A 19,530-nucleotide genomic window follows, 5' to 3' on the forward strand; every position below is an offset into this window, starting at 1 on the left:
TTTTTCATGTCAGTGTTTAATTTAAGTTATTATTATTCGTTTATTCGGGTGCAAAAATATCCTTTTTACTCCATAACAGAAAGATTTGTGATCTTAATTTAATATTGATCTAATCATACAAAGGTATTGCCGTAAAGCGACAGAATAGGTCGTATTTTATTGTAAAGAAGAAATTATCACATTCGTCTGATAGCTAAAAAAGCCACTCTTCCGAGTGGCTTTTTTTATTTTTTTAATGATATTATTGATAGATTACGACATTATCCTTTTTAAGCTGATAACCGCTTTTTTTGAAAGGAACCAACACATAACCATCTTTTTTCCAAGCTCTTGCTTTCCCTGCTCTGGTAAGAATGATACTTTCATTACCGGTATCTTTAACGAAAACCTCCGCCTTCTTCATATCTTTGCTGAAAATCACAGCAGCCATGGAAGTAGAGCTTCCCTTAGGGGCAATTTCCGTTAATTTAATCTTTTGTTCAAATACTCTTACACAATCTTTTTTAATTTGAGAGTAAGTGTAACCTGCTGAACCGATACATCCGTGAGCATCTCTATCGCCACCTACTACAGGTGTTTTTTGTGCGAATACCAAAGAACCAAGGAACATTGTACTGAGTAAAATTGTTTTTTTCATGTTTTGTTGTATTAATAGGATAACTATCGTGGGTATTATTAAAAATCATGCCAAAACACACACAAAACACGTTCCTGTGAAAAAATTGATAGTCTTTACTTAGTCCAGTTGATTTTTAAATGCTGTACCTCTGAAGAGCTCGTTCCGATCATAATATCAAAGTCTCCTGATTCCCAGTCATATTTCAAATCACCATTGTAGAATTTCAGATTCTCAGGGGTAATATCAAAGGTTATTTTTTTTGATTCCCCTTTCTTTAAGAAGATTTTCTGGAAACCTTTCAGTTCTTTTACCGGTCTGGTGATACTTCCTACCATATCTCTGATATACAGCTGTACAACTTCAGCACCGTCATAGTTTCCGCCATTTGTTACCGTTACGGAAGCCTGAATGGTCTGATCACCTTTTGGACTGGTGTTAGAAACTGTCATATCCGAATAATTGAACTTTGTATAGCTCAATCCATATCCGAAAGGATACAACGGCGTATTGCATTCATCCATATAATTGGAACGGAATCTCTGGTATTCACATTTGTCTGTGAGTTTCTGATCTAAAGGGCGGCCTGTATTTTTAGCATTATAATAAATCGGGACCTGTCCAAGGCTTCTCGGGAAGGTCATCGGAAGTTTTCCGGATGGATTTACTTTACCAAAAAGTACGTCTGCCAGAGCATTTCCTGCTTCCGAACCGGGAAACCATGCGTTCAGAATAGCATCGGGTGTATCTTTTACATTTGTTAAAGCCAATGGGCGACCTGTGAAAAGAACCATTGCAATTGGCTTTCCGGTCTTTTTCAATTCATTCAACAGGTCAACCTGAGACTGTGGAATGGTAATTTCACTTCTTGACGAAGATTCACCACTCATTTCTGCAGATTCGCCAATCGCCAAAATAATAACATCTGCTTTGTTGGCAATATCTACGGCTTCTTTTAATAATTGTTCTTTTGATCTGTTATCTCTGTCTGTTTTTTTACCATGAGCCGCATAGATTTCTTCCAGTTTAGCATCATCATCAATATTGGCACCTTTAGCAGAAAGGAATTTAACCTCTTTGCCGTAATTAGCCTGAAGTCCCTGCATCAGATTGACAGAAATATTATGTTTTGTAGCAACACTCCAGGTTCCGGCCATATTCATTGAATTATTCACCAGTGGCCCAATCACAGCCACTGTTCCTGTTTTTTTCAACGGCAATACCTGATTTTCATTTTTCATCAAAACCATGGACTGGGCAGCAACGTTTCTGGCTATGTTACGGTTTTCCAGATTATATACCTCTTTTGCTGCTAATTTGGCATCTCCGTGTTTATAAGGGTTATCAAATAAACCAAGATCATACTTTGCTTCAAGAATTCTTCTTGCCGCCATATCGATTTCAGCCTGTGTAACTTTTCCCTCCGATAAAGATTTTTTTAATGTGGTTAAAAAACCTTCTCCTACCATATCCATATCAACTCCGGCTTTTAAAGCTAAAGCAGAAACCTGCTGAAGATCTCCCATTCCGTGTTCTACCATCTCATTGATACCGGTATAATCGGTCACTACAAAACCTTTAAACTTCCACAGATTTCTCAACACTTCGGTCTGCAGCCATCTGTTTCCTGTTGCCGGAACGCCGTCCACTTCATTGAAAGAGGCCATTACGGAAGCTACACCTGCGTCTACGGCAGCTTTATAAGGCGGAAAATATTCATTAAACATTCTTACATGACTCATGTCAACAGTATTATAGTCTCTACCGGATTCACCGGCTCCGTAAAGTGCAAAGTGCTTTACACAGGCCAGTATATTGGTACCGTTTGCCAGATCTTTCCCCTGATAACCGTATACCATATTCTTTGAAATTTCACTTCCTAAATACGGATCTTCACCGGAACCTTCGGAAACTCTTCCCCATCTCGGTTCACGGGAGATATCCACCATAGGAGAAAACGTCCAGTTGATTCCGTCTGATGCGGCTTCTCTTGCTGCCACTTTTGCAGACTGCTGTACCAGATTCATATCCCATGATGAAGCTAATCCTAAAGGAATCGGGAACGTCGTTTCATACCCGTGAATAACATCCATTCCGAAAATCATCGGAATTTTCAAACGGCTTTTTTCAACAGCTACTTTCTGAACGGCTTTGATTTTATCTGCTCCTTTTATATTGAACAATCCACCTACCAATCCCTGCTCTACTTTCTTCCCGATATCGGAACTCTGAGCCTGTCCTGTAGTAAAATCTCCGGAAGTCGGCAGGTTAAGCTGACCGATCTTCTCGTCCAATGTCATTTTAGATAAAAGATTATCTACAAAGGCTTTCTTTTTTGCCTGATATTGGGCTGTCTGATAAGACTGTACGGGTTTATCTACCATTTCCTGCGCCGAAAACACCGGTGAAAGGGCTAAGGCAGCGAGTACGATTAGTTTTTTCATAAATCTAACTTCTTATTGTTCTATTTTGATTAACGTCTGACGTTATTTTTAACTGATTCTGTCGGATCGACCTGTTTTCATTGTCTCTAAAAAAGACAATACTCAAAAATATGAAAATTATTCAATACTATTATATATTTTCAGGGTTTTCCTCATTTTGATAAGGATCAATTTCCTTTGGATAGCCTAGTATTTCTTTTTTGAAAGCATCCATTCATATAATTTAGGATCTGAATAAGCAGAATCCCAGGAATTATGGTTGTCATTTGGAAAAATTATCAATTCTGCGGACGGGTTTACGGGATGAAGCTTTTGATAAAATTTAAAAGCATTCTCCGGCAATACAATATCATCCATTCCGCCATGAAATATTTTCATATTTAGATTTTTGTATTGCTGAATATTAGCTGTCATCACCTGATCCGTAGGGGCACAGACGGAAGCTACTGCAGCAAACATCTCGGGGTGTTCCATCGCTAATTTCAATGTTCCCCAGCCTCCCATAGAAAGTCCTGTCAGATAAATTCTGGAGGCATCAATTTTATACTTCTTCTGAATTTCTTTAATTAAATTGTAGACTGTAACGGTATCCCACCAAGTACCTTCAGGACATTGAGGAGCCAGGATAGCCACCGGTTCTTTAATCAGATCCTTATACGTAAAAGGACTATGTGCTTTTACCATATCCAGCTGCGTCCCTCTTTCTCCGGAACCATGAAGGAAGACCATCAACGGAACATTTCCCTTGGTTTTTTGAGGATAGTCCAGAATATAGGATATTTTCTCTGTTTTTTTAACTTCTTTGTTGAGTTCTGCTTTTATTTCCTGAGCGTTCAATGATAATGAAAACGGGAATAATAAAAGGGGAACATACTTTAATTTTAATTTCATATTGTAATTGATGTTTGGGGTAAAGGTATGATAAACAACCATGAATGCACCCATAATTTCGGGGAAAACATTCATGGCTGATGGGTGGTTTATTTTATTCCGTATTTCGAAGACTTAAAACTTAGCTTTTTCAGTCCCTCTTGGATTTCCGGAGCATTCATAAACAGTTTCCAAAGGAATCCTGATCTGTAATTTTCAATCATCGGGGCAATGGTTCCCTGATCAATCGCCAGATATCTTGGAGTAAACCAGTTATTATAATTAATGGATGTTGCATCATAGGGTCCTGCAGAACCTATAAACTCAGGTTTCTGGGTATAGATGAATCTCAGAAAATCCATTGATTCTTTCGGAGTATACGGGAAGCTGCTTAAAGCGGCAGTAGGAGTAATCACTCCGTTGTCATTACCCGGCATATGGGCAGTATACCCTGTGCTTCCGTCTTCATTTCTGGTATAACCGGCTGTCAGTCCCCAATAGTTTGGACCGTAACCCTTCCATTGTTTTGGATTCTCAACACAGTATTTATAGTCAATAAGCGTTTGATTTTTATTAACTTCAAAATAGTTCTTCACCAGCTTATCTGATAATCCTGTAGGATCAAGTCCGATATAAGAATATTGCGCCCAGAAAAGAGGGCCGCCATATTCTTCGGCATAATTGTGTTTTACATACAGAGGCAATCCGTATTTTGTTTTTTCAGTAAGGTAGGTTCCGTTTCTGGTCCAGCCTTTATAATAGGTTTCGGCATCAATAGAATAAGTAGGTGAAGACGCTGCCAAAATATAGGTAATGAGACATTCGTTATACCCTTCTAAAGGAAAATTCATTTCCCATTGGTACTCCGGTGACCAGTGCCAGTATAATACTTTTTCTCCTCCTTTTGTATACCAGTTCCACTGAATTCCCTTCCACAGTTCATCACATTTTGCCGCTAAAGCTTTTTCTTCCGCATTTCCGTTTTTAAAATATTCCCGGACCATCAGTATTCCTGAGGTAAGAAATGCTGTTTCTACAAGATCTCCGCCATTGTCTTTTTTACCAAAAGGGACTGTTTTTCCGGTTTCCCCATTGATCCAGTGAGACCATGCTCCTTTATGGCGGTCTGCTTTGGCAAGAAAATCCATGATATGGGTCAGTCTTTTTACGGCTTCTTTTCTGGGAACGAATCCTCTTTCCACACCCACCAGAATAGTAGCCAATCCGAATCCTGAACCACCGGTTGTAATCACATGTTTGTCATTATCCGGATACATATCGTCTTCATGATAACGTTCTCTTCCCAACATTGAATGAGGTTCTGCATATTCCCAAAAATATTTCAGAGCATCTTTCTGCACTCTGTCCATCAGCTGCTCATTAGTACTATTAGTCTTAACCACTGTTTTGGAAGCCGATCCGGACTGAGAAATCTGAGAATTTTTACAGGAAACCGTTAATGATGAAGCGATAATAGCTGATAATACGATCTTTTTCATAATTCAAATAATTTAAAAATTCATTCCTAAAAGAAGAGGAGAACTCACATTCTCCTCTAAGTTTATCATTAATTTTAATAGCCTGGGTTTTGTGCCGACAGACCACCTGCTTCCATAATGAAGTCTTGCGGAAGCGGAAACAATTCATGTTTTCCAACTTTGAATACTTTTCCACCATCCGCAGCCATGGCGGCTTCAGCCTGTCCTGTTCTTACCAGATCAAACCATCTGTCATGTTCGAAAGCCAGTTCAAGTCTTCTTTGCTTCCAGATATCTGTTCTTACATCTGCTTGTGAAACTGCTGGAGTATTTCCGATATTCGCTCTGTTTCTTACCATATTCAGGAAAGGAATGGCAACAGAAGTCTGCCCCAGCTCATTCATAGCTTCAGCTTTGATCAGTAAAACCTCAGCATATCTCAGATAACGAATATTAACATCCGTGGAAGCTGAACTTCTGTAATCAGATGAGTAAGCTTTATAGTTATAGAATTTATTTTCAACGTTAGGCCCTACATAATATCCGTCATAAAGCGTCATATCTTTATGGATAATAGTAGCATCTCTTCTTGTATCAGTGGCAGAATAGGCATCATATAACCCCTGGGTAGGAGTTGCAAATCCCCAACCCCAGCCTGTGGTTCCTCTTGCTCCCTGTACCTGGCTGTATTGTTGAATTGCTCTTCCTGCCGTTCCTCCGCTACCATTGATTTCGAATACAGATTCAGCATTATTTTCGCCTGACACTTTATAGATATCCTGAAAATTCTGTGTCAGAGAATAGCCTGTTACCAGATTAGATTCATCTACAGCCAGTTGCCATTTTTTCTGATACAGATATACTTTTGCTAACAATGCGTGTGCTGCTCCTATAGAGGCTCTTCCAACATTGGCTCCTGTATAGGCCGAACGGTCCGGTAAAACGGCAATAGCATCTTTTAGGTCTTTTTCAATAAAGGCATAGATCTCCTCTTTTGTTTTTCTGGTAAGTACCATTTTCTTATCTTCTTCAACTCCTGAAACAGGAATACGGTCTACCAAAGGCACTCCGCCAAAAGATTTTACAAGAGTAAAATACATAAAGGCACGCAAAAATTTAGCTTCACCGATCAGTCTGTCTCTCAATGCAGGATCTGCTTTATCTAATTGGGGAATATATTTCAATGCCTGATTACATCTGTTGATCCCCTGATAATTGGAAGCAAAAAGCTCTTTAAATGAAGGGGTGGAAGGGGTAAAATTTAGTGCATCAAGAATATCCTTATCTGAACCTGTATCTCCCGGGCTAGATCCTTTATCTGCATCATCAGAAACAATGGAAGTTACCCCGATCCAGGCAAAGGTACTCATATTCCAGTCTAAAAACTTCGCATAAATAGCCGTTACAAAGCTAGTGGCTCCGTCATTATTATTATAGATATCAATACTGCTTTCCGGAATAGCTTCCGTAGGTGAAACATCTACGAAATCATTACTACAACTTTGATTTACGGCTCCTAAAATTAAAAATGCTGCCGCTATGATATATTTCTTATTCATTTTTTTAAAAATTTAGGTTAACGCCAAATACGAAAGATCTCAGGGTTGGATAGTTATTCAACTCTACTCCTGCCAGTTTGTAAGGATCTCCTTCCGATGCAGGTTCTGCAGGGTTATATCCTGAAAGTTCAGAAGAATATCCTGAATATTTCTGGAATACAAATGGGTTAATTGCACTTACATAAAGTTTAATAGACTTCATATAGGTGGTTACATTTTTAAACGTATATCCTACAGAGATATTATTAATTCTGAAGTAATCCCCATCTTCTAAAAAGAATGTAGATGCGATAGGAATACTAGTGTTCGGAGCAGGATTAGCTGCATTCGGATTGGCTGCAGTCCAATAGCTGTTGGCTACTGATGCTTCAATATTCTCTCCACTGATTCTCTGTGCTTTTTTACCGTTATAGACTTTGAATCCGAATGCTCCATATCCGTTCACTGCAAAATCCCAGTTTTTATAAGACATGGAAATATTGATCCCTAAAGTAGATTTTGGAATGTAAGAATCAAAAAACTTTCTGTCTCCTGCATCGGCCTTACCGGTAATACCATTACCGTTTAAGTCCTTAAACTTCATATTACCGTTGGCATCATATCCGTCAAACTCCCATAAATAAAAACTCCCCAATGCATGACCTACGGTTGCAGCGTTGAAGTATTTTGTTTCTTCACCGTTTCCTAAGCTTCCGCCCGCAATTTGGGAAACCGGCTTGGACAGGTTGATACTTGTCAGTTTATTATTATTGTAAGAATAATTAGCGCCGATGGAATAGGTAAAATCCTGTCCGATGGTATCAGACCAGTTAAGGCTTACTTCCGCTCCTTTATTAACAACACTTCCCATATGCGAATAGTTCACTTCTGAAATTCCGGTAGCCATATAAGGGGTCACAGCAAGGATGATATTTTTAGTTTCTCTGTTATAGAGATCAAAACTACCTGTTAGTCTCTTATTTAAAATGGCAAAATCCAGGCCTAATGAAGTTTCTTCTGTTACTTCCCATCCCAAATCCGGATCATATCCTTTATTAACGGTAACTCCATTACTTACCGCCGAGCTTCCGAAACCATAGTTGTATGAAGAACCCGACAATAATGGTAAATAATTAAGGGGAACGTTCTGATTTCCGATTCTACCCCAGCCTCCTCTTATTTTTAAATTATCAAAGAAACCGCCTTTCAGGAATTCCTCTTCTGAAATAATCCATCCTGCACCGAACGATGGGAATGTTCCCCACTTATGTCCATCTGCAAACTGAGAAGATCCGTCGCGTCTGACAGTACCGCTCAACAAATAACGGTTCATGAATTTATATTGCAGTCTTGCAAAATATGAAATCGTTGTATTTCTGTTTTCCTTAATAGATTCAAGTGCTTTCGTGCTGCTATCACTATATAGGTATCCGTAATAGTCTGTTCCTGTTAGGTTCCAGTAATCAGACTGGTTCGGAACATTTTTTCTATTGATGATTGTAGTTTCCAAACCATCTTTTACAGAGGCTTCAGTACCTGCCACCAATTCAATATCATGATTATCAAACTTCTTGGTATAAGTCAGATAATTACTTAATACCCAGTTGTAATAATTCTGGTTTTTGTTGGTTAGCCTGTTGATCGGATCTGAAGCTCCGTATCCGCTTACTACTCTCATTGGATCGTTCCCCAGCCAGATGGCTCTGGAATCAATAAAGTTATAGTATTTATAGGTATTATACTCCCCGTTAAACTGAGAAGTGAATTTCAAATCCTTATAGATATCGATGTCCAGTTTAAGACCACCCTGTAATAAGAAATTCTTTCCGCGCTGATTATCAAAAGAAAGATCCATTACCGGATTACCGACATTGTTGAATCGTCCGCCGGTATAACTTATATTTCCGTTAGCATCATAGATAGGCTGCCCCCACTGTCCGTTAGCATAATGTACCGGTACAAGAGGAGACTGCTTGTAAGCAGTAGTAAAAACACCCAGAGATTTTGGAGTGTCGTTGGTAAAGGTCACACTTAAGTTTTGTGATAACCTGATCCCTTTGGTGATTCTGTATTCGTTATTGGATCTTACAGTGGTTCTGTTATAGTTTGTCCCTTTCAGAATGGACTGCTCATCATAATTACTGAAGCTTAAGAAATACTTAACAGCATCTGAAGATCCGGAAATCGAAACATTGTGCTGATTGTAAACCCCGGTTCTTGTAATTTCTTTAAACCAGTTTGTATTATAAGGCTGATTAGGATTTAAAAGACCTTTCCCCAGACTTGACAGACCTATGTTATTATAGGTTACAAATTGTGAAGTATCTGCCATATCAATGGTTTTTAACGGAGTTCTAAATCCAACCATCCCGTCGTAAGAAACACTTAGTCTCCCTTTACCGGACTTTGTTGTAATAATAATAACTCCATTAGCAGCTCTGTTCCCGTAGATAGCCAACGCAGCAGCATCTTTAAGAACATCATAGGTTAAAATATCATTGGAATTAATATTATTAATGTTGTTGGTAAACATTCCGTCTACAACATATAATGGCGTTCTTCCTCCAAGCACGGTACCAAGTCCCCTGATGGTTACGGTGGGAGTAGATCCCGGCATATCGGAAGCGGTAACCTGAACTCCGGCTGCTTTACCCTGAATAGCCTGTGAAGCATTAAGGACCTTGGTTCTGGTAACTTCTTCTGCACTGATGGAGCTTACGGAAGTTGTATTGTCAACTTTCTTACGGCTACCATATCCAATCATGACTACCTCGTCTATTTTCTGGACTTTGGCAGAATCCGATTTAACCTGTGCATCCACATTCATCCCAAAGTATAAAACCGCGATGAGGCATGGATACTTTAAATTGCCTTGTTTCATATAGTTTCAATTTTATTCGTACAATCAAATTTCGGTAAATGTCATTGTAGTGAGAATTATATAATCTCAAAAAAAGACATTAGCCAAAAATATAAAAACTATTGAACAATGTTAAATTATCTTAAAAATTTAAAAAATAAGGGTGTATTTTAAACTAAAACTAACAATACAACACAATCAAACCATTAAAACCAAATAAAATGTTAATAAACAATAATATTCCTAATGGTAAAATAATGGTTTTTGGAAAAAAATTCACCAAATCATAACATTGATTTTAATATTTTGTTAAATAAATAATAGTATTAACTTTGGTGCAGTTTTTGAAAAATCAAGAAAAAGATCAATGAAAAAATATATTGTTGCAGCGGCTCTCCTCATCGGAACCGGTGCAGTTATTACCACTACCGTACAATCCTGTACCACACTGGCTACATCCGATATGGGGCTTTCTATTATTAAAAGAATGCTGCTGAACGGAATTGATAAAGGAATGGGGATCTATACCAATAAGGAAGCTTTCCTACAGAATAATATGGTAGATAAAGCTCTTCCCAAGCAGCTTAGAGACATCAACTCTATGCTTGAGAAAATTGCTCCGTCACTGGTAGCCAAAGAAAGAGACTATATTGCCCAGGCTGCAGCCTATACCGTTACGACTTCAAGACCTATTTTACAGGGTGCCGTCAACAGCTTAAATGCTTCGGATGTAACCAGAATTATCCAGGGCACTACTGCAACCCAGATTCTGAAGGAAAAAACATCCCAGCAGCTTATTGCGGCAATAGCTCCTAAAGTGGATGAAAAATTAAACGAATACGGAATTGTAAAAACAATCAATACGGCTTTATCAGGAAGTAATTTTCTGGGCAACCTTTTAGGAGGGAATACCAATACGGTAAATGCAGGCGGATTAAGCCAGCTGGCCTCTGAACAGCTGGTAAGCGGACTGTTCAATATCATTGAAGATTACGAACACCAGAACTCCAAATCCCTGTTGGGACCATTTGGAAAATAGGAAAATTTTCGTTATATTTATATTAATTATACAATTGCAGATGGATATATTACAAGGAAATCAACACGCAAGTCCTGAAGATTTTTACAAGTCTTTAAAGGAAAAACTGGAAGGTCATCATGATTTTCCTGAGGATTATTTATTTAAATTTATTATACCTACAGACCAGTCGAAGCTTACAGAAATCTACAAAGTTTTTGACGGCATTAAATTTACACTGGGGAACCGTGAAAGCAAAAATGGGAAATACACAGCCTGCAATATCAATGCATTTGTTTTAGATGCAGATCAGGTCGTGAAAATTTATAAAGAAGTATCAAAAATAGAAGGCGTTATTCTATTATAAGAATGAAGAAGCTGTCTGAGAAGGCAGCTTTTTTTAAGCTCCGGATATTCCCATAGCGGTAACATCTATTGGCTTGGAAATAAAAAAGAGATTATCAGTGGATAATCTCTTTTTTACAGATATATGAATATATTTTGTGTATCTCTATTTTTCAATAAAGAACTTGACATTGTCAATAGGTCTTCCCAGCATCGCCACTGAACCTTTTACCAGAATAGGTCTTTGGATCAGCGAAGGATTTTCGGATAAAATTTTGATCCACTCTTCTTCTGAATAATTCTTATCCGCATAATTTTCGATATACAGTTTATCTGTCTTACGAATGATGTGAAAAACACTTTGATTCAGCTTCTTCAATACTGTTTTAATCTCCAGCATACTTAACGGATCTTCTATGATATTGATGATCTCAAAAGGCACACCATTTTCATCAAGATACTCCAGTACAGCATTGGATTTCGAACAGTTTCCGTTATGTAAAACTTTAACTACCATCTTAATTATTTTAAAATTAGACTTGTCATTAACAAATTTAGAAAGAATCCGGCAGACCGTATCTTAAGGGTTTAATAAATGTTTGTTAAAACAATCCGTGTAATTCCGCTTCAATTTTTTCGAGAATAAAACCGAAGTCTTCCGGTTTTTCTACAAAATCCAGATTATCAACTTCAATAATCAAAAGTTTACCTTCCGTATAATTGGAGATCCATTTTTCATATTTCTGGTTCAGTTTTGAAAGGTATTCAATACTGATAGACGCTTCATATTCACGTCCTCTTTTGTAGATTTTCTTAACAAGATTCGGAACATCCGATTTCAGATAAATCAACAAATCAGGTGCCGAAACAAAAGACTTCATCAAATCGAAAACCGATGAATAATTATTGAAATCCCTGTCGGACAGAAGTTTCATATCATTTAAGTTTTCTGCAAAAATGTGTGCATCTTCATAAATGGTACGATCCTGAATAATGTTCTTGCCACTTTCTCTGATTTCTTTTACCTGACGGAATCTGCTTCCCAGGAAGTACACCTGCAGTGCAAAGCTCCATTTGCTCATATCTGAATAAAAATCCTCCAGATAAGGATTGTGATCTACGTCTTCAAATTGTGCATCCCATCCGTAATGCTTGGAAAGCATCGTGGTCAAAGTAGTTTTTCCTGCCCCGATATTTCCTGTAACTGCAATATGCATATTTTTTCCTTTGTATTTACTGATTAATTGATAAGTTTATCTCCCCCTTTCGTCTGAACTTCGGAAACATCTTCAATCAATTGTTCTAGGGTATTGTCTGAAGATTTTCCTGCCGGTGCCCCTTCCTGAGGCTTTATTTCAGTATTTTCCGATGATTTCTCTACAGACTGCTGAATGGTTTCCTTTTGAGACTCCGGCTGTTTTTGTTGCTGAGGCTTCTTTACTTTTTCAAGGCTGTAAAGATAAAGTTTGTTCCCGTTGATTTCAAAATAAGAGAGGATGTTTTTATCCACAATTTGCGCTTCGGGATCTTCAAAAACAATTACCATCCCTTTTTCAGGAACATATTTCACTATAGAATTATTGGTGACCACTAAAATAGAATCGTTTTCTCTTCTGAATCTTTTTCCGTTGGTCACCGGAGCTTCAAAAAGCTTTTCAAATTTCGGAGTATAGACCCGGATGTGATTGCGGGTCAGAATATAAATTTTATTTTCATACACCAGCATATCCGTCAGATCTTCAAAACTGACATCGAAAGGATATGAATTGATGGTGGTATCATTCCTGAAATTATACTGTATCAGACGTTTTGTACTGTCATCCAGCAACCATAACTGTTGTAAGTCTTCAGCATACGCCATTCTGATAAATCCGAACTTCTGTTTAAAATCAATTCGCTGAATTTCATTCAGATTCTGGTCTACAAATTTCATTTCCTGTGCATTTTCAGAAAACAAAGGAACATTCAAAGGATTCTGTACGGTCTGCACTTTATAAGGGACTGTAAGCATCATCTTTCCCAATTGTTTCCCTAAGGAATCATATTTGGTAAAACTGAAGTCTTTGTTTTTATAGATATACAGATTTCCGTAATCATCAGCAAGCATGTCTTTGGCTTCCTTCAGCTTCAGGGTATCTAAAGGAAGAACTTTCTGCGCCGCGGATGTGCAGAAAATGAAAATCGTTATCAGATATAATAATCTCAAAATTCTTTTTTAAGTAAGATAGCGCTCCGTAAGGAACGCTACCAATTTACATACTTTATTTTATTCAGACAGAAATTGTTATAAGACTTTTCTTATTTGATAACAACTTCATAAATCTTCGGCCAGTTCTTCCCTGTTACCAGCATATTTTCTCCTTTGAAAGCAATTCCGTTTAATACATCGTCGCTTCCTTTGGTATTTTGTTTGGCAATATCCGTAAAGTCAAATGTACCTACCACTTCTCCGTTGGCCGGATTAATTTTTAAGATAATAGGTTTCTGCCATACATTCGCATAGATAAAGCCGTTATGATATTCCAGTTCGTTCAGCTGATCATATGCCTGAGAGCTTCCTGCTACGGCAATATATTTGATCAGTTTTGAAGGATCAGCCGGATCAAGGAAATATAATAATTTACTTCCGTCTGACGCGATCAGGTTTTTCCCGTCATATGTAAGTCCCCATCCTTCGCCCAGCACATTAGGATAAGCGAATTCTGAAAGCAGCTTTAAAGAATTTTTATCATAGATATATCCTTTTTTACTCTGCCATGTCAACTGATAGACTTTATCTCCTACAATAGTACTTCCTTCTGAAAAATCCTCAGGGGCCTGTTTTGTAGAAGCAAGCGGTGTAGTGGTCCCCAGTGTATATTTCAGGATTTGTGAAGATCCGTTCTGACCGTCACTTTCATAAATGGTATTTCCTTCAGCCTGAAATCCCTGTACAAAATTTTTAGGATCATGAGGGTATTCCGCTACAATCTGATAGCTAATATTTTTTTCAGGATTTTTTGCAAATACATTAATCGTAGCATCCTGGTTCAATACTTCTCCTCCCTTCGTCTTCACATTGAAAGTAACCGCATTATCTCCCAAAGTAAAGAACTTAGGGTCGATCACGAGATCAGATGTTTCTTTATCTCCAAAGCTTATGGTAACGCTCTCTGCATTATCTGTCACTTCTTTCGGAAGGGTAAGCTTATCGCCGAAGTGATAGCCTTTTGCTTCCATTGAGTTATTATAATTGTTTAATGTATTAAGAATCTCTTTATCATTATTACAAGATGCCAATAATAAAATCGCTGCGAAACCCGCTATTATATTTTTTTTCATTGATATTCTAAATATTTCCCCAAAAATAGCAAATTTTATTCCGTATTACCAACATTATCCACAGGTTCACCAAATTGTAATATGTAACCGTTGTTATCATAGATGGCAAATTCCCGCATTCCCCAGTCGAAAGTTTCTATTTCATAGCAGATTTCCGTCTTTATTTTCAAATCTTCCCAAAGTGCATCCACCTGATTTACATTGAAATAAAATGAGCCCGTAAAACCAATTCCGTGGTTCTTTTCATGCTGATTCGGTTGTGAAATCATAATATATACTTCATCTTTACGAAGGGAGGCCCATTGCCATTCATCATTTCTTCCCGCCAGTGTAAATCCTAATACCTGAATGTAAAACCCTATGGTATCATCCAGGTTTTCTGTCCAGAGTATGGGACGAAGTGCTGTAAATTTTGTCATGATTCCTGTAATTTAAATGTATTTTTATGTATCTTCATATTAATCGACAGCCATGTTTCTTCTTCTATTCTCACTTCACTTTTTACCTCGGGATCAATGGTGAAACCTACTTTCTTATAACATTTTATGGCTCCGCCGTTCCAGTCGTAAACATTAAGCTCTGCTATTTCTTTATCAAACCTTGAGAATCCATATTCCAGAAGCTTTTGCACTACTTTCTTTCCATAGCCTTTTCCCCTGTTGTTTTCATCCCAGATCAATATTCTTCCCAGCAGAAATGTGTTTTCTTTCAAAAACAGCTGGGCATGGCCAATGGTATTTTTATTTTCCTGATCAATGATCTTGAATAACGTTCTGTTTCCATCAGAGATGTCTGCCTGCAATTGTTCTTCTGTTAATGGAAAATGATAGGCAGGACCGGCAAACTGAAGGAGTATGCGGTAATCTCGAATGTTTGAAATCAGTTCTTTCGCATCATCAATGGTAAAGGGCAATAGTTCAATCATATATTATGTTCTAAATGTCCCCTCAGACTTTGTCCTATAATCACATTCCAGCCTTCCGTAAAGCTTTCTCTTGAAAAGCCTTCCCCCAGATCTTTAAAGTTTTCAATTCCTTCATGAGTCAGCCTGACCAGTGTTTGTTCTCCTTCCGGAAACAATTCCCAGGTTACCGTTGTTTTTAATGGAGAAAAATCCGGATAGGACCACGAATACACCAGTTTATGCTCTGGAAGTATATCCAGAATCTCACATTGATGATGGTATTTTCTGGCACTTCCCGGTTCATAGAAATTAAATACATTTCCCACTTCCGGTTTAAAATCCTCAATATCAAAATACCAGGATTTCATGTCATTTTTATCTGTCAATGCTTTCCAGACAGTATTTGCCGGAGCATTTATTTTGTACTGAACAGTGATTGGTGTGCTCATAATTTATATAGATTGGTATTTTCAATCAATTGACTATCCATGTGAGAATCCCGTAATTTTTGCTTCATCAAAATCCAGCTGCATTTCAATCGCACGCATGACATGGTCATCAAAGATTTTTTCTTTTTTCATTCTGTGCAGTTCATTTCTCTGGGCCTGAATAACCTGACGCAGTACATCTTTGTTCTCATTAATAGCCGTTACATAATCTCCTGTAGAAGCCATACACTGAACTTTATCCGCCATCAGCATCATTTCATTTTCAAGTTTATGTTTCTGGTGCTTTACCAGACTGTTTCTCTCCACCAGTTCCGAAAAATCATTATCCAGTTTATGAAGTGCGGTCTCTTTTAGTTTACGCATCAGAATAACTTCCTGTTTTTCCTCCGGCAGTTCACTTCCTGCATCTTTTATATTTAATAGTTTAAGAATCGGAGACAGCAATAGTCCTTGCCCGACCAGTGTAATCAATATAATAACGAAAGTTACGAATAAAATAATATTTCGGTGCGGGAAAGCTTCTCCATTGGGTAAAAAAGCCGGAATAGATAATGCTGCAGCCAATGAAACCACTCCTCTCATCGCTGCGAAGCTGATGATAAAGGGTTCTCTCCAGTCTGGCTTGGGAACTTTTAATCTTAGTTCTTTTGAACACAGTCTCGGAAAATACATCAGTGCATAGCTATATATAATTCTGGTTCCGATAATAGCCCCTCCAATCACAACACTGTAGAAAATACCTTCTGAGAAAGTATAATCCTGCAACCCTTCAACAACTACAGGCAGTTCAAGACCGATCAGAATGAAGATAATCGTGTTCATTAAAAAGATCAGAACACTCCATACATTCCCGGATTGAATTCTGGAGGTATGACTCAGGTAGCAATGTGAGTTATAGGACATCAGCAGTCCTCCGGCAACGACTGAAAGGACGCCGGAAAAATGAAAATGCTCAGCCCCCACATACATAATGTAAGGCACAATAAGCGTTATAACCGTATCAATATTAGAATTGGTAGGAATAATCCTTAGTAAGGCCCCAAACAATAAACCGGTTGCCACTCCCACTACAATACCGCCAATAGCCATGGTAAAAAAGTCCTGAACGGCATCTCTCCAGATAAACTGTCCTGAAATGACTGCCGCCAGTGCAAATTTGAAAACAATTAAACTGGAGGCATCATTAATAAGACTTTCACCTTCCAGAATGCTTGTAATCTTTTTAGGAATCTTCATATGTTTCAATACGGAAGTTGCTGCTACCGCATCAGGCGGAGAATTCACTCCTCCCAACAGGAATCCCATGGCTACGGTAAGCCCGGGAATAATGGAAGACGAAAGATAGGCCACCACGATTGAAGTTAAAAACACCAGCCCGAAAGCCATTGAAAAGATCTGTTTTCTCCATTTATGAAAGTCCTGCCATGAAGTAAACCAGGCGGCTTCAAATAAAATAGGGGGCAGAAAAATAAGGAAAACGAGATCGGGTTCTATCTCAATACGGGGCATTCCCGGAACAAAGCTGATCAATAGCCCTGCAATGACAAGAAAAATAGGATAAGCAACTTTTAACTTCTGCCCTATCATCACTAATATCATTACAGACAATAGGACTACAATGGATATTATGACATAAGTGTGAATCATTTTGATTTAGTTTTTTTAAGTGTTATTTTTTTATTTAAACCGGAGTCCGGGTTCTGATTAAAGTACAATATTATTTTTCGGACTGATGGCCGGCGGAAGATCAGATTCATCCAGCATATCTCTCATATCAATTTCAATGGTACGGCTAATCTGAGTAATCGGAACATCATTCGGACTTCCCTCAAAAGGATTTACGGAAGCTTCTCCTACGCTGTCTAATGTATGAAAACACCAGGTCACCAGTAAAGAAAAAGGAATATTAAACCAGAGTGTCCATCCTTCCACCATTGTACCTTCACCAAGTTTATCAAATTCTTTCAGCAGCCCGAAAGGCACAAAAACAATAAATAAAAGCAAAAGATAAGTGGTTATTGAAGAGAAATTCCTTGGATAAGGAAAGTTTTTTATTCTCTCTGCTTTTCCCTGACTGTCTGTAAATTTAACCAGCTGCTGATTGATCTGTACCCATTGAAAATCATTGATTTCTCCTTTTTCATAAGCTTCTGACAAGTCTTTACTCTGACTGGCCATCAACTGGGTCGCTCTGTTTTTTTTGCTTAAAATATACTGAAGTTCTGGTTCAGAAAGGTAGTTCTTTAATTCCTCGTCCAACGTAGTAAGTCGTTCGGGAACATCATATTTTTTTGCATATTCATCAAATTGGGCGGTATTCATATTTTCCCAGGCTCGCGGCTCGCGGAGCTGAAACCTTAAAGCAGTCAGCCATGCATAATGACGAAGAAACATATCTTTTACTTTAGCCGGATCTTTTGAAGTCAGAGCATCTCTTAGAATATACCCGAAACTCCGGCTGTCATTGATAATAGCGCCATAAATCTGTCTGGCTTCCCATAATCTGCTATAGCTTGCATTATTCTTAAAGCCTACAATAAAGGCAACGGCTGTTCCCATAATGGCAATCGGCTGCCATGGAACGGAAAGGAATTTCCAGCCCAGAAAATACAATACCGTAGGGATGGCAGATAATACCGTTAAAGCGTAAATGCTGCGCCTGGTCCAGTTGATGAACTCACGTGCGCCAAATCTTTTTCCTGAATGCATATGTGTTATTTTATGTGTTAATTCATTATCAATTTTAATTCATCAGGCATTCGGCATTCATGGGTATGATTAGTTTTTTGTGAACGGGATATTGTTATAAAATCCGATTTGAATCTGCCCGCGGTTTTTATTTTCCTGAAGCTGATTCATATACCCTGCTTCTATTCTCATATTTTTATTGATTACATATCCCAAAGCTCCATATACCCTGTTTCTGTCAAATACAGGGCTGTTAAAATGAAGAAATATTTCGTTATAAACTGATGCATAGATCGTTTTTGGCAACATATCTTTTTTTGTAATAGGAATATTTACGCCAAGCATATACCGGAATCTCATTCTGAAATCATCTTCCAGAAAACGTTCTTCCAGACGGTAACGGTGCTGAAGATTAAATCGTCCAAACTTTTGCTTGGTAATAAACTGTTGAAAAATTCTGTGTTCTACGTTCTCCTTTTTTTCTCCGTTTATATAAGGCTGGCTCAAAATAAAGCCATAACCTAGTAAAACATTATTGTTATTTTCTGTCAGATCATAGCCAATACCGGTACGGATTAAAAGTTGTTCCAGGTCTCCTACCGCATCAAAATTCCTGTATTGGATCTCATTATGCCAGTTCAGTTTTTTACTGATTTTATTATTTCCAAAATACATATACCATGCACCCAAATCGCTTTTCTGTGCAAATGCAAATACCGATCCCAGTCCTAAAATGGTGAAAGCCAGCTTCGTAAAAATCTTTCTCATGTTTATCAATTACTATTATCTATCGTTTTTAACAAATTTAATAATTTAAATCAATAATAACAAACAATACATAAGCTACTGAATACAAGTGATTTGAATATGTAAAATCTTATTTTCACTCCTTCTTAGTCTCACTTTAATTTCAAGCCGGGGATCTTTCCATAAGAATTTCTTACTTCAAATTTAAAAATTTTCGAAATGCAAATATAGCGTCCAATAAAAAACCGGCAG

General features: G+C 37.9%; 18 protein-coding genes. 2 read left to right on the top strand and 16 right to left on the bottom strand.

Going from position 1 to position 19,530, the window contains the following annotated elements:
• Positions 1-241 precede the first annotated feature (241 nt).
• The 6 genes from JO178_RS18445 to JO178_RS18470 form a co-directional block, all read right to left on the bottom strand.
• The gene (locus JO178_RS18445) at positions 242-637 is read right to left on the bottom strand and encodes a hypothetical protein (protein ID WP_291938932.1); all 396 of its coding nucleotides are present in this window, start codon (positions 635-637) and stop codon (positions 242-244) included.
• Between the two features lie 95 nt (positions 638-732).
• A complete protein-coding gene (bglX, locus tag JO178_RS18450; RefSeq protein ID WP_291938934.1) occupies positions 733-3,060 on the bottom strand; it encodes a beta-glucosidase BglX in 2,328 nt (775 codons plus the stop codon).
• A 186-nt stretch (positions 3,061-3,246) separates the two neighbouring features.
• The gene (locus tag JO178_RS18455; RefSeq protein WP_291938936.1) at positions 3,247-3,951 is read right to left on the bottom strand and encodes a prolyl oligopeptidase family serine peptidase; all 705 of its coding nucleotides are present in this window, start codon (positions 3,949-3,951) and stop codon (positions 3,247-3,249) included.
• Positions 3,952-4,040: 89 nt separating this feature from the next.
• On the bottom strand, positions 4,041-5,429 hold the full coding sequence (locus tag JO178_RS18460; protein WP_291938938.1) for a glucoamylase family protein: 1,389 nt from the start codon (positions 5,427-5,429) through the stop codon (positions 4,041-4,043).
• Positions 5,430-5,503: 74 nt separating this feature from the next.
• Complete coding sequence (locus tag JO178_RS18465; protein ID WP_291938940.1) at positions 5,504-6,967, bottom strand: RagB/SusD family nutrient uptake outer membrane protein; 1,464 nt, start codon at positions 6,965-6,967, stop codon at positions 5,504-5,506.
• A gap of 4 nt (positions 6,968-6,971) precedes the next feature.
• Entirely contained in the window at positions 6,972-9,827 is a 2,856-nt protein-coding gene (locus JO178_RS18470; protein WP_291938942.1) for a SusC/RagA family TonB-linked outer membrane protein, read from the bottom strand.
• 346 nt (positions 9,828-10,173) lie between these two features.
• Here JO178_RS18470 and JO178_RS18475 point away from each other — a divergent pair, with 346 nt between their 5' ends.
• Both JO178_RS18475 and JO178_RS18480 read left to right on the top strand, forming a co-directional pair.
• The gene (locus JO178_RS18475; protein WP_291938943.1) at positions 10,174-10,845 is read left to right on the top strand and encodes a DUF4197 family protein; all 672 of its coding nucleotides are present in this window, start codon (positions 10,174-10,176) and stop codon (positions 10,843-10,845) included.
• A 40-nt stretch (positions 10,846-10,885) separates the two neighbouring features.
• Entirely contained in the window at positions 10,886-11,191 is a 306-nt protein-coding gene (locus JO178_RS18480) for a DUF493 family protein (RefSeq protein WP_291938945.1), read from the top strand.
• A 144-nt stretch (positions 11,192-11,335) separates the two neighbouring features.
• Here the strand turns inward: JO178_RS18480 and JO178_RS18485 are convergent, their stop codons facing one another.
• The 10 genes from JO178_RS18485 to JO178_RS18530 all read right to left on the bottom strand — a co-directional run bounded on the left by JO178_RS18485 (position 11,336) and on the right by JO178_RS18530 (position 19,299).
• Positions 11,336-11,686 carry an ArsC/Spx/MgsR family protein gene (locus JO178_RS18485; protein ID WP_291938947.1) on the bottom strand — a complete coding sequence of 117 codons (351 nt, stop codon included), beginning with the start codon at positions 11,684-11,686 and terminating at the stop codon, positions 11,336-11,338.
• 85 nt (positions 11,687-11,771) lie between these two features.
• The gene (locus tag JO178_RS18490; RefSeq protein ID WP_291938949.1) at positions 11,772-12,386 is read right to left on the bottom strand and encodes a deoxynucleoside kinase; all 615 of its coding nucleotides are present in this window, start codon (positions 12,384-12,386) and stop codon (positions 11,772-11,774) included.
• Positions 12,387-12,409: 23 nt separating this feature from the next.
• Positions 12,410-13,375 carry a hypothetical protein gene (locus tag JO178_RS18495; RefSeq protein ID WP_291938951.1) on the bottom strand — a complete coding sequence of 322 codons (966 nt, stop codon included), beginning with the start codon at positions 13,373-13,375 and terminating at the stop codon, positions 12,410-12,412.
• 92 nt (positions 13,376-13,467) lie between these two features.
• Entirely contained in the window at positions 13,468-14,490 is a 1,023-nt protein-coding gene (locus JO178_RS18500; protein WP_291938953.1) for a glutaminyl-peptide cyclotransferase, read from the bottom strand.
• Positions 14,491-14,525: 35 nt separating this feature from the next.
• The gene (locus tag JO178_RS18505) at positions 14,526-14,909 is read right to left on the bottom strand and encodes a VOC family protein (protein ID WP_291938955.1); all 384 of its coding nucleotides are present in this window, start codon (positions 14,907-14,909) and stop codon (positions 14,526-14,528) included.
• On the bottom strand, positions 14,906-15,415 hold the full coding sequence (locus tag JO178_RS18510) for a GNAT family protein (protein ID WP_291938957.1): 510 nt from the start codon (positions 15,413-15,415) through the stop codon (positions 14,906-14,908). The genes JO178_RS18505 and JO178_RS18510 overlap by 4 nt, the downstream gene beginning before the upstream one ends.
• Positions 15,412-15,843, bottom strand: a complete 432-nt coding sequence (locus tag JO178_RS18515; RefSeq protein WP_291938959.1) for an SRPBCC domain-containing protein — start codon at positions 15,841-15,843, stop codon at positions 15,412-15,414. Before JO178_RS18515 ends, JO178_RS18510 begins: the two co-directional genes overlap by 4 nt.
• Positions 15,844-15,876: 33 nt before the next feature.
• Positions 15,877-17,490, bottom strand: a complete 1,614-nt coding sequence (locus JO178_RS18520) for a Na+/H+ antiporter (protein WP_291938960.1) — start codon at positions 17,488-17,490, stop codon at positions 15,877-15,879.
• Between the two features lie 57 nt (positions 17,491-17,547).
• Entirely contained in the window at positions 17,548-18,552 is a 1,005-nt protein-coding gene (locus JO178_RS18525; protein WP_291938962.1) for a bestrophin family ion channel, read from the bottom strand.
• A gap of 69 nt (positions 18,553-18,621) precedes the next feature.
• Entirely contained in the window at positions 18,622-19,299 is a 678-nt protein-coding gene (locus JO178_RS18530; RefSeq protein ID WP_291938964.1) for a DUF2490 domain-containing protein, read from the bottom strand.
• Positions 19,300-19,530: the final 231 nt, after the last annotated feature.

This window comes from Chryseobacterium sp., from assembly GCF_019236175.1.
Classification (GTDB): Bacteria; Bacteroidota; Bacteroidia; order Flavobacteriales; family Weeksellaceae; genus Chryseobacterium.

Excerpts from the sequence above, each read along its gene's own strand:
- JO178_RS18525 (WP_291938962.1), bottom strand. The coding sequence starts at position 18,552 with ATGCATTCAGGAAAAAGATTTGGCGCACGTGAGTTCATCAACTGGACC.
- JO178_RS18445 (WP_291938932.1), bottom strand. The coding sequence starts at position 637 with ATGAAAAAAACAATTTTACTCAGTACAATGTTCCTTGGTTCTTTGGTA.
- JO178_RS18520 (WP_291938960.1), bottom strand. The coding sequence starts at position 17,490 with ATGATTCACACTTATGTCATAATATCCATTGTAGTCCTATTGTCTGTA.
- JO178_RS18515 (WP_291938959.1), bottom strand. The coding sequence starts at position 15,843 with ATGAGCACACCAATCACTGTTCAGTACAAAATAAATGCTCCGGCAAAT.
- bglX (WP_291938934.1), bottom strand. The coding sequence starts at position 3,060 with ATGAAAAAACTAATCGTACTCGCTGCCTTAGCCCTTTCACCGGTGTTT.
- JO178_RS18455 (WP_291938936.1), bottom strand. The coding sequence starts at position 3,951 with ATGAAATTAAAATTAAAGTATGTTCCCCTTTTATTATTCCCGTTTTCA.
- JO178_RS18480 (WP_291938945.1), top strand. The coding sequence starts at position 10,886 with ATGGATATATTACAAGGAAATCAACACGCAAGTCCTGAAGATTTTTAC.
- JO178_RS18460 (WP_291938938.1), bottom strand. The coding sequence starts at position 5,429 with ATGAAAAAGATCGTATTATCAGCTATTATCGCTTCATCATTAACGGTT.
- JO178_RS18505 (WP_291938955.1), bottom strand. The coding sequence starts at position 14,909 with ATGACAAAATTTACAGCACTTCGTCCCATACTCTGGACAGAAAACCTG.
- JO178_RS18490 (WP_291938949.1), bottom strand. The coding sequence starts at position 12,386 with ATGCATATTGCAGTTACAGGAAATATCGGGGCAGGAAAAACTACTTTG.
- JO178_RS18470 (WP_291938942.1), bottom strand. The coding sequence starts at position 9,827 with ATGAAACAAGGCAATTTAAAGTATCCATGCCTCATCGCGGTTTTATAC.
- JO178_RS18510 (WP_291938957.1), bottom strand. The coding sequence starts at position 15,415 with ATGATTGAACTATTGCCCTTTACCATTGATGATGCGAAAGAACTGATT.
- JO178_RS18465 (WP_291938940.1), bottom strand. The coding sequence starts at position 6,967 with ATGAATAAGAAATATATCATAGCGGCAGCATTTTTAATTTTAGGAGCC.
- JO178_RS18475 (WP_291938943.1), top strand. The coding sequence starts at position 10,174 with ATGAAAAAATATATTGTTGCAGCGGCTCTCCTCATCGGAACCGGTGCA.
- JO178_RS18530 (WP_291938964.1), bottom strand. The coding sequence starts at position 19,299 with ATGAGAAAGATTTTTACGAAGCTGGCTTTCACCATTTTAGGACTGGGA.
- JO178_RS18500 (WP_291938953.1), bottom strand. The coding sequence starts at position 14,490 with ATGAAAAAAAATATAATAGCGGGTTTCGCAGCGATTTTATTATTGGCA.
- JO178_RS18485 (WP_291938947.1), bottom strand. The coding sequence starts at position 11,686 with ATGGTAGTTAAAGTTTTACATAACGGAAACTGTTCGAAATCCAATGCT.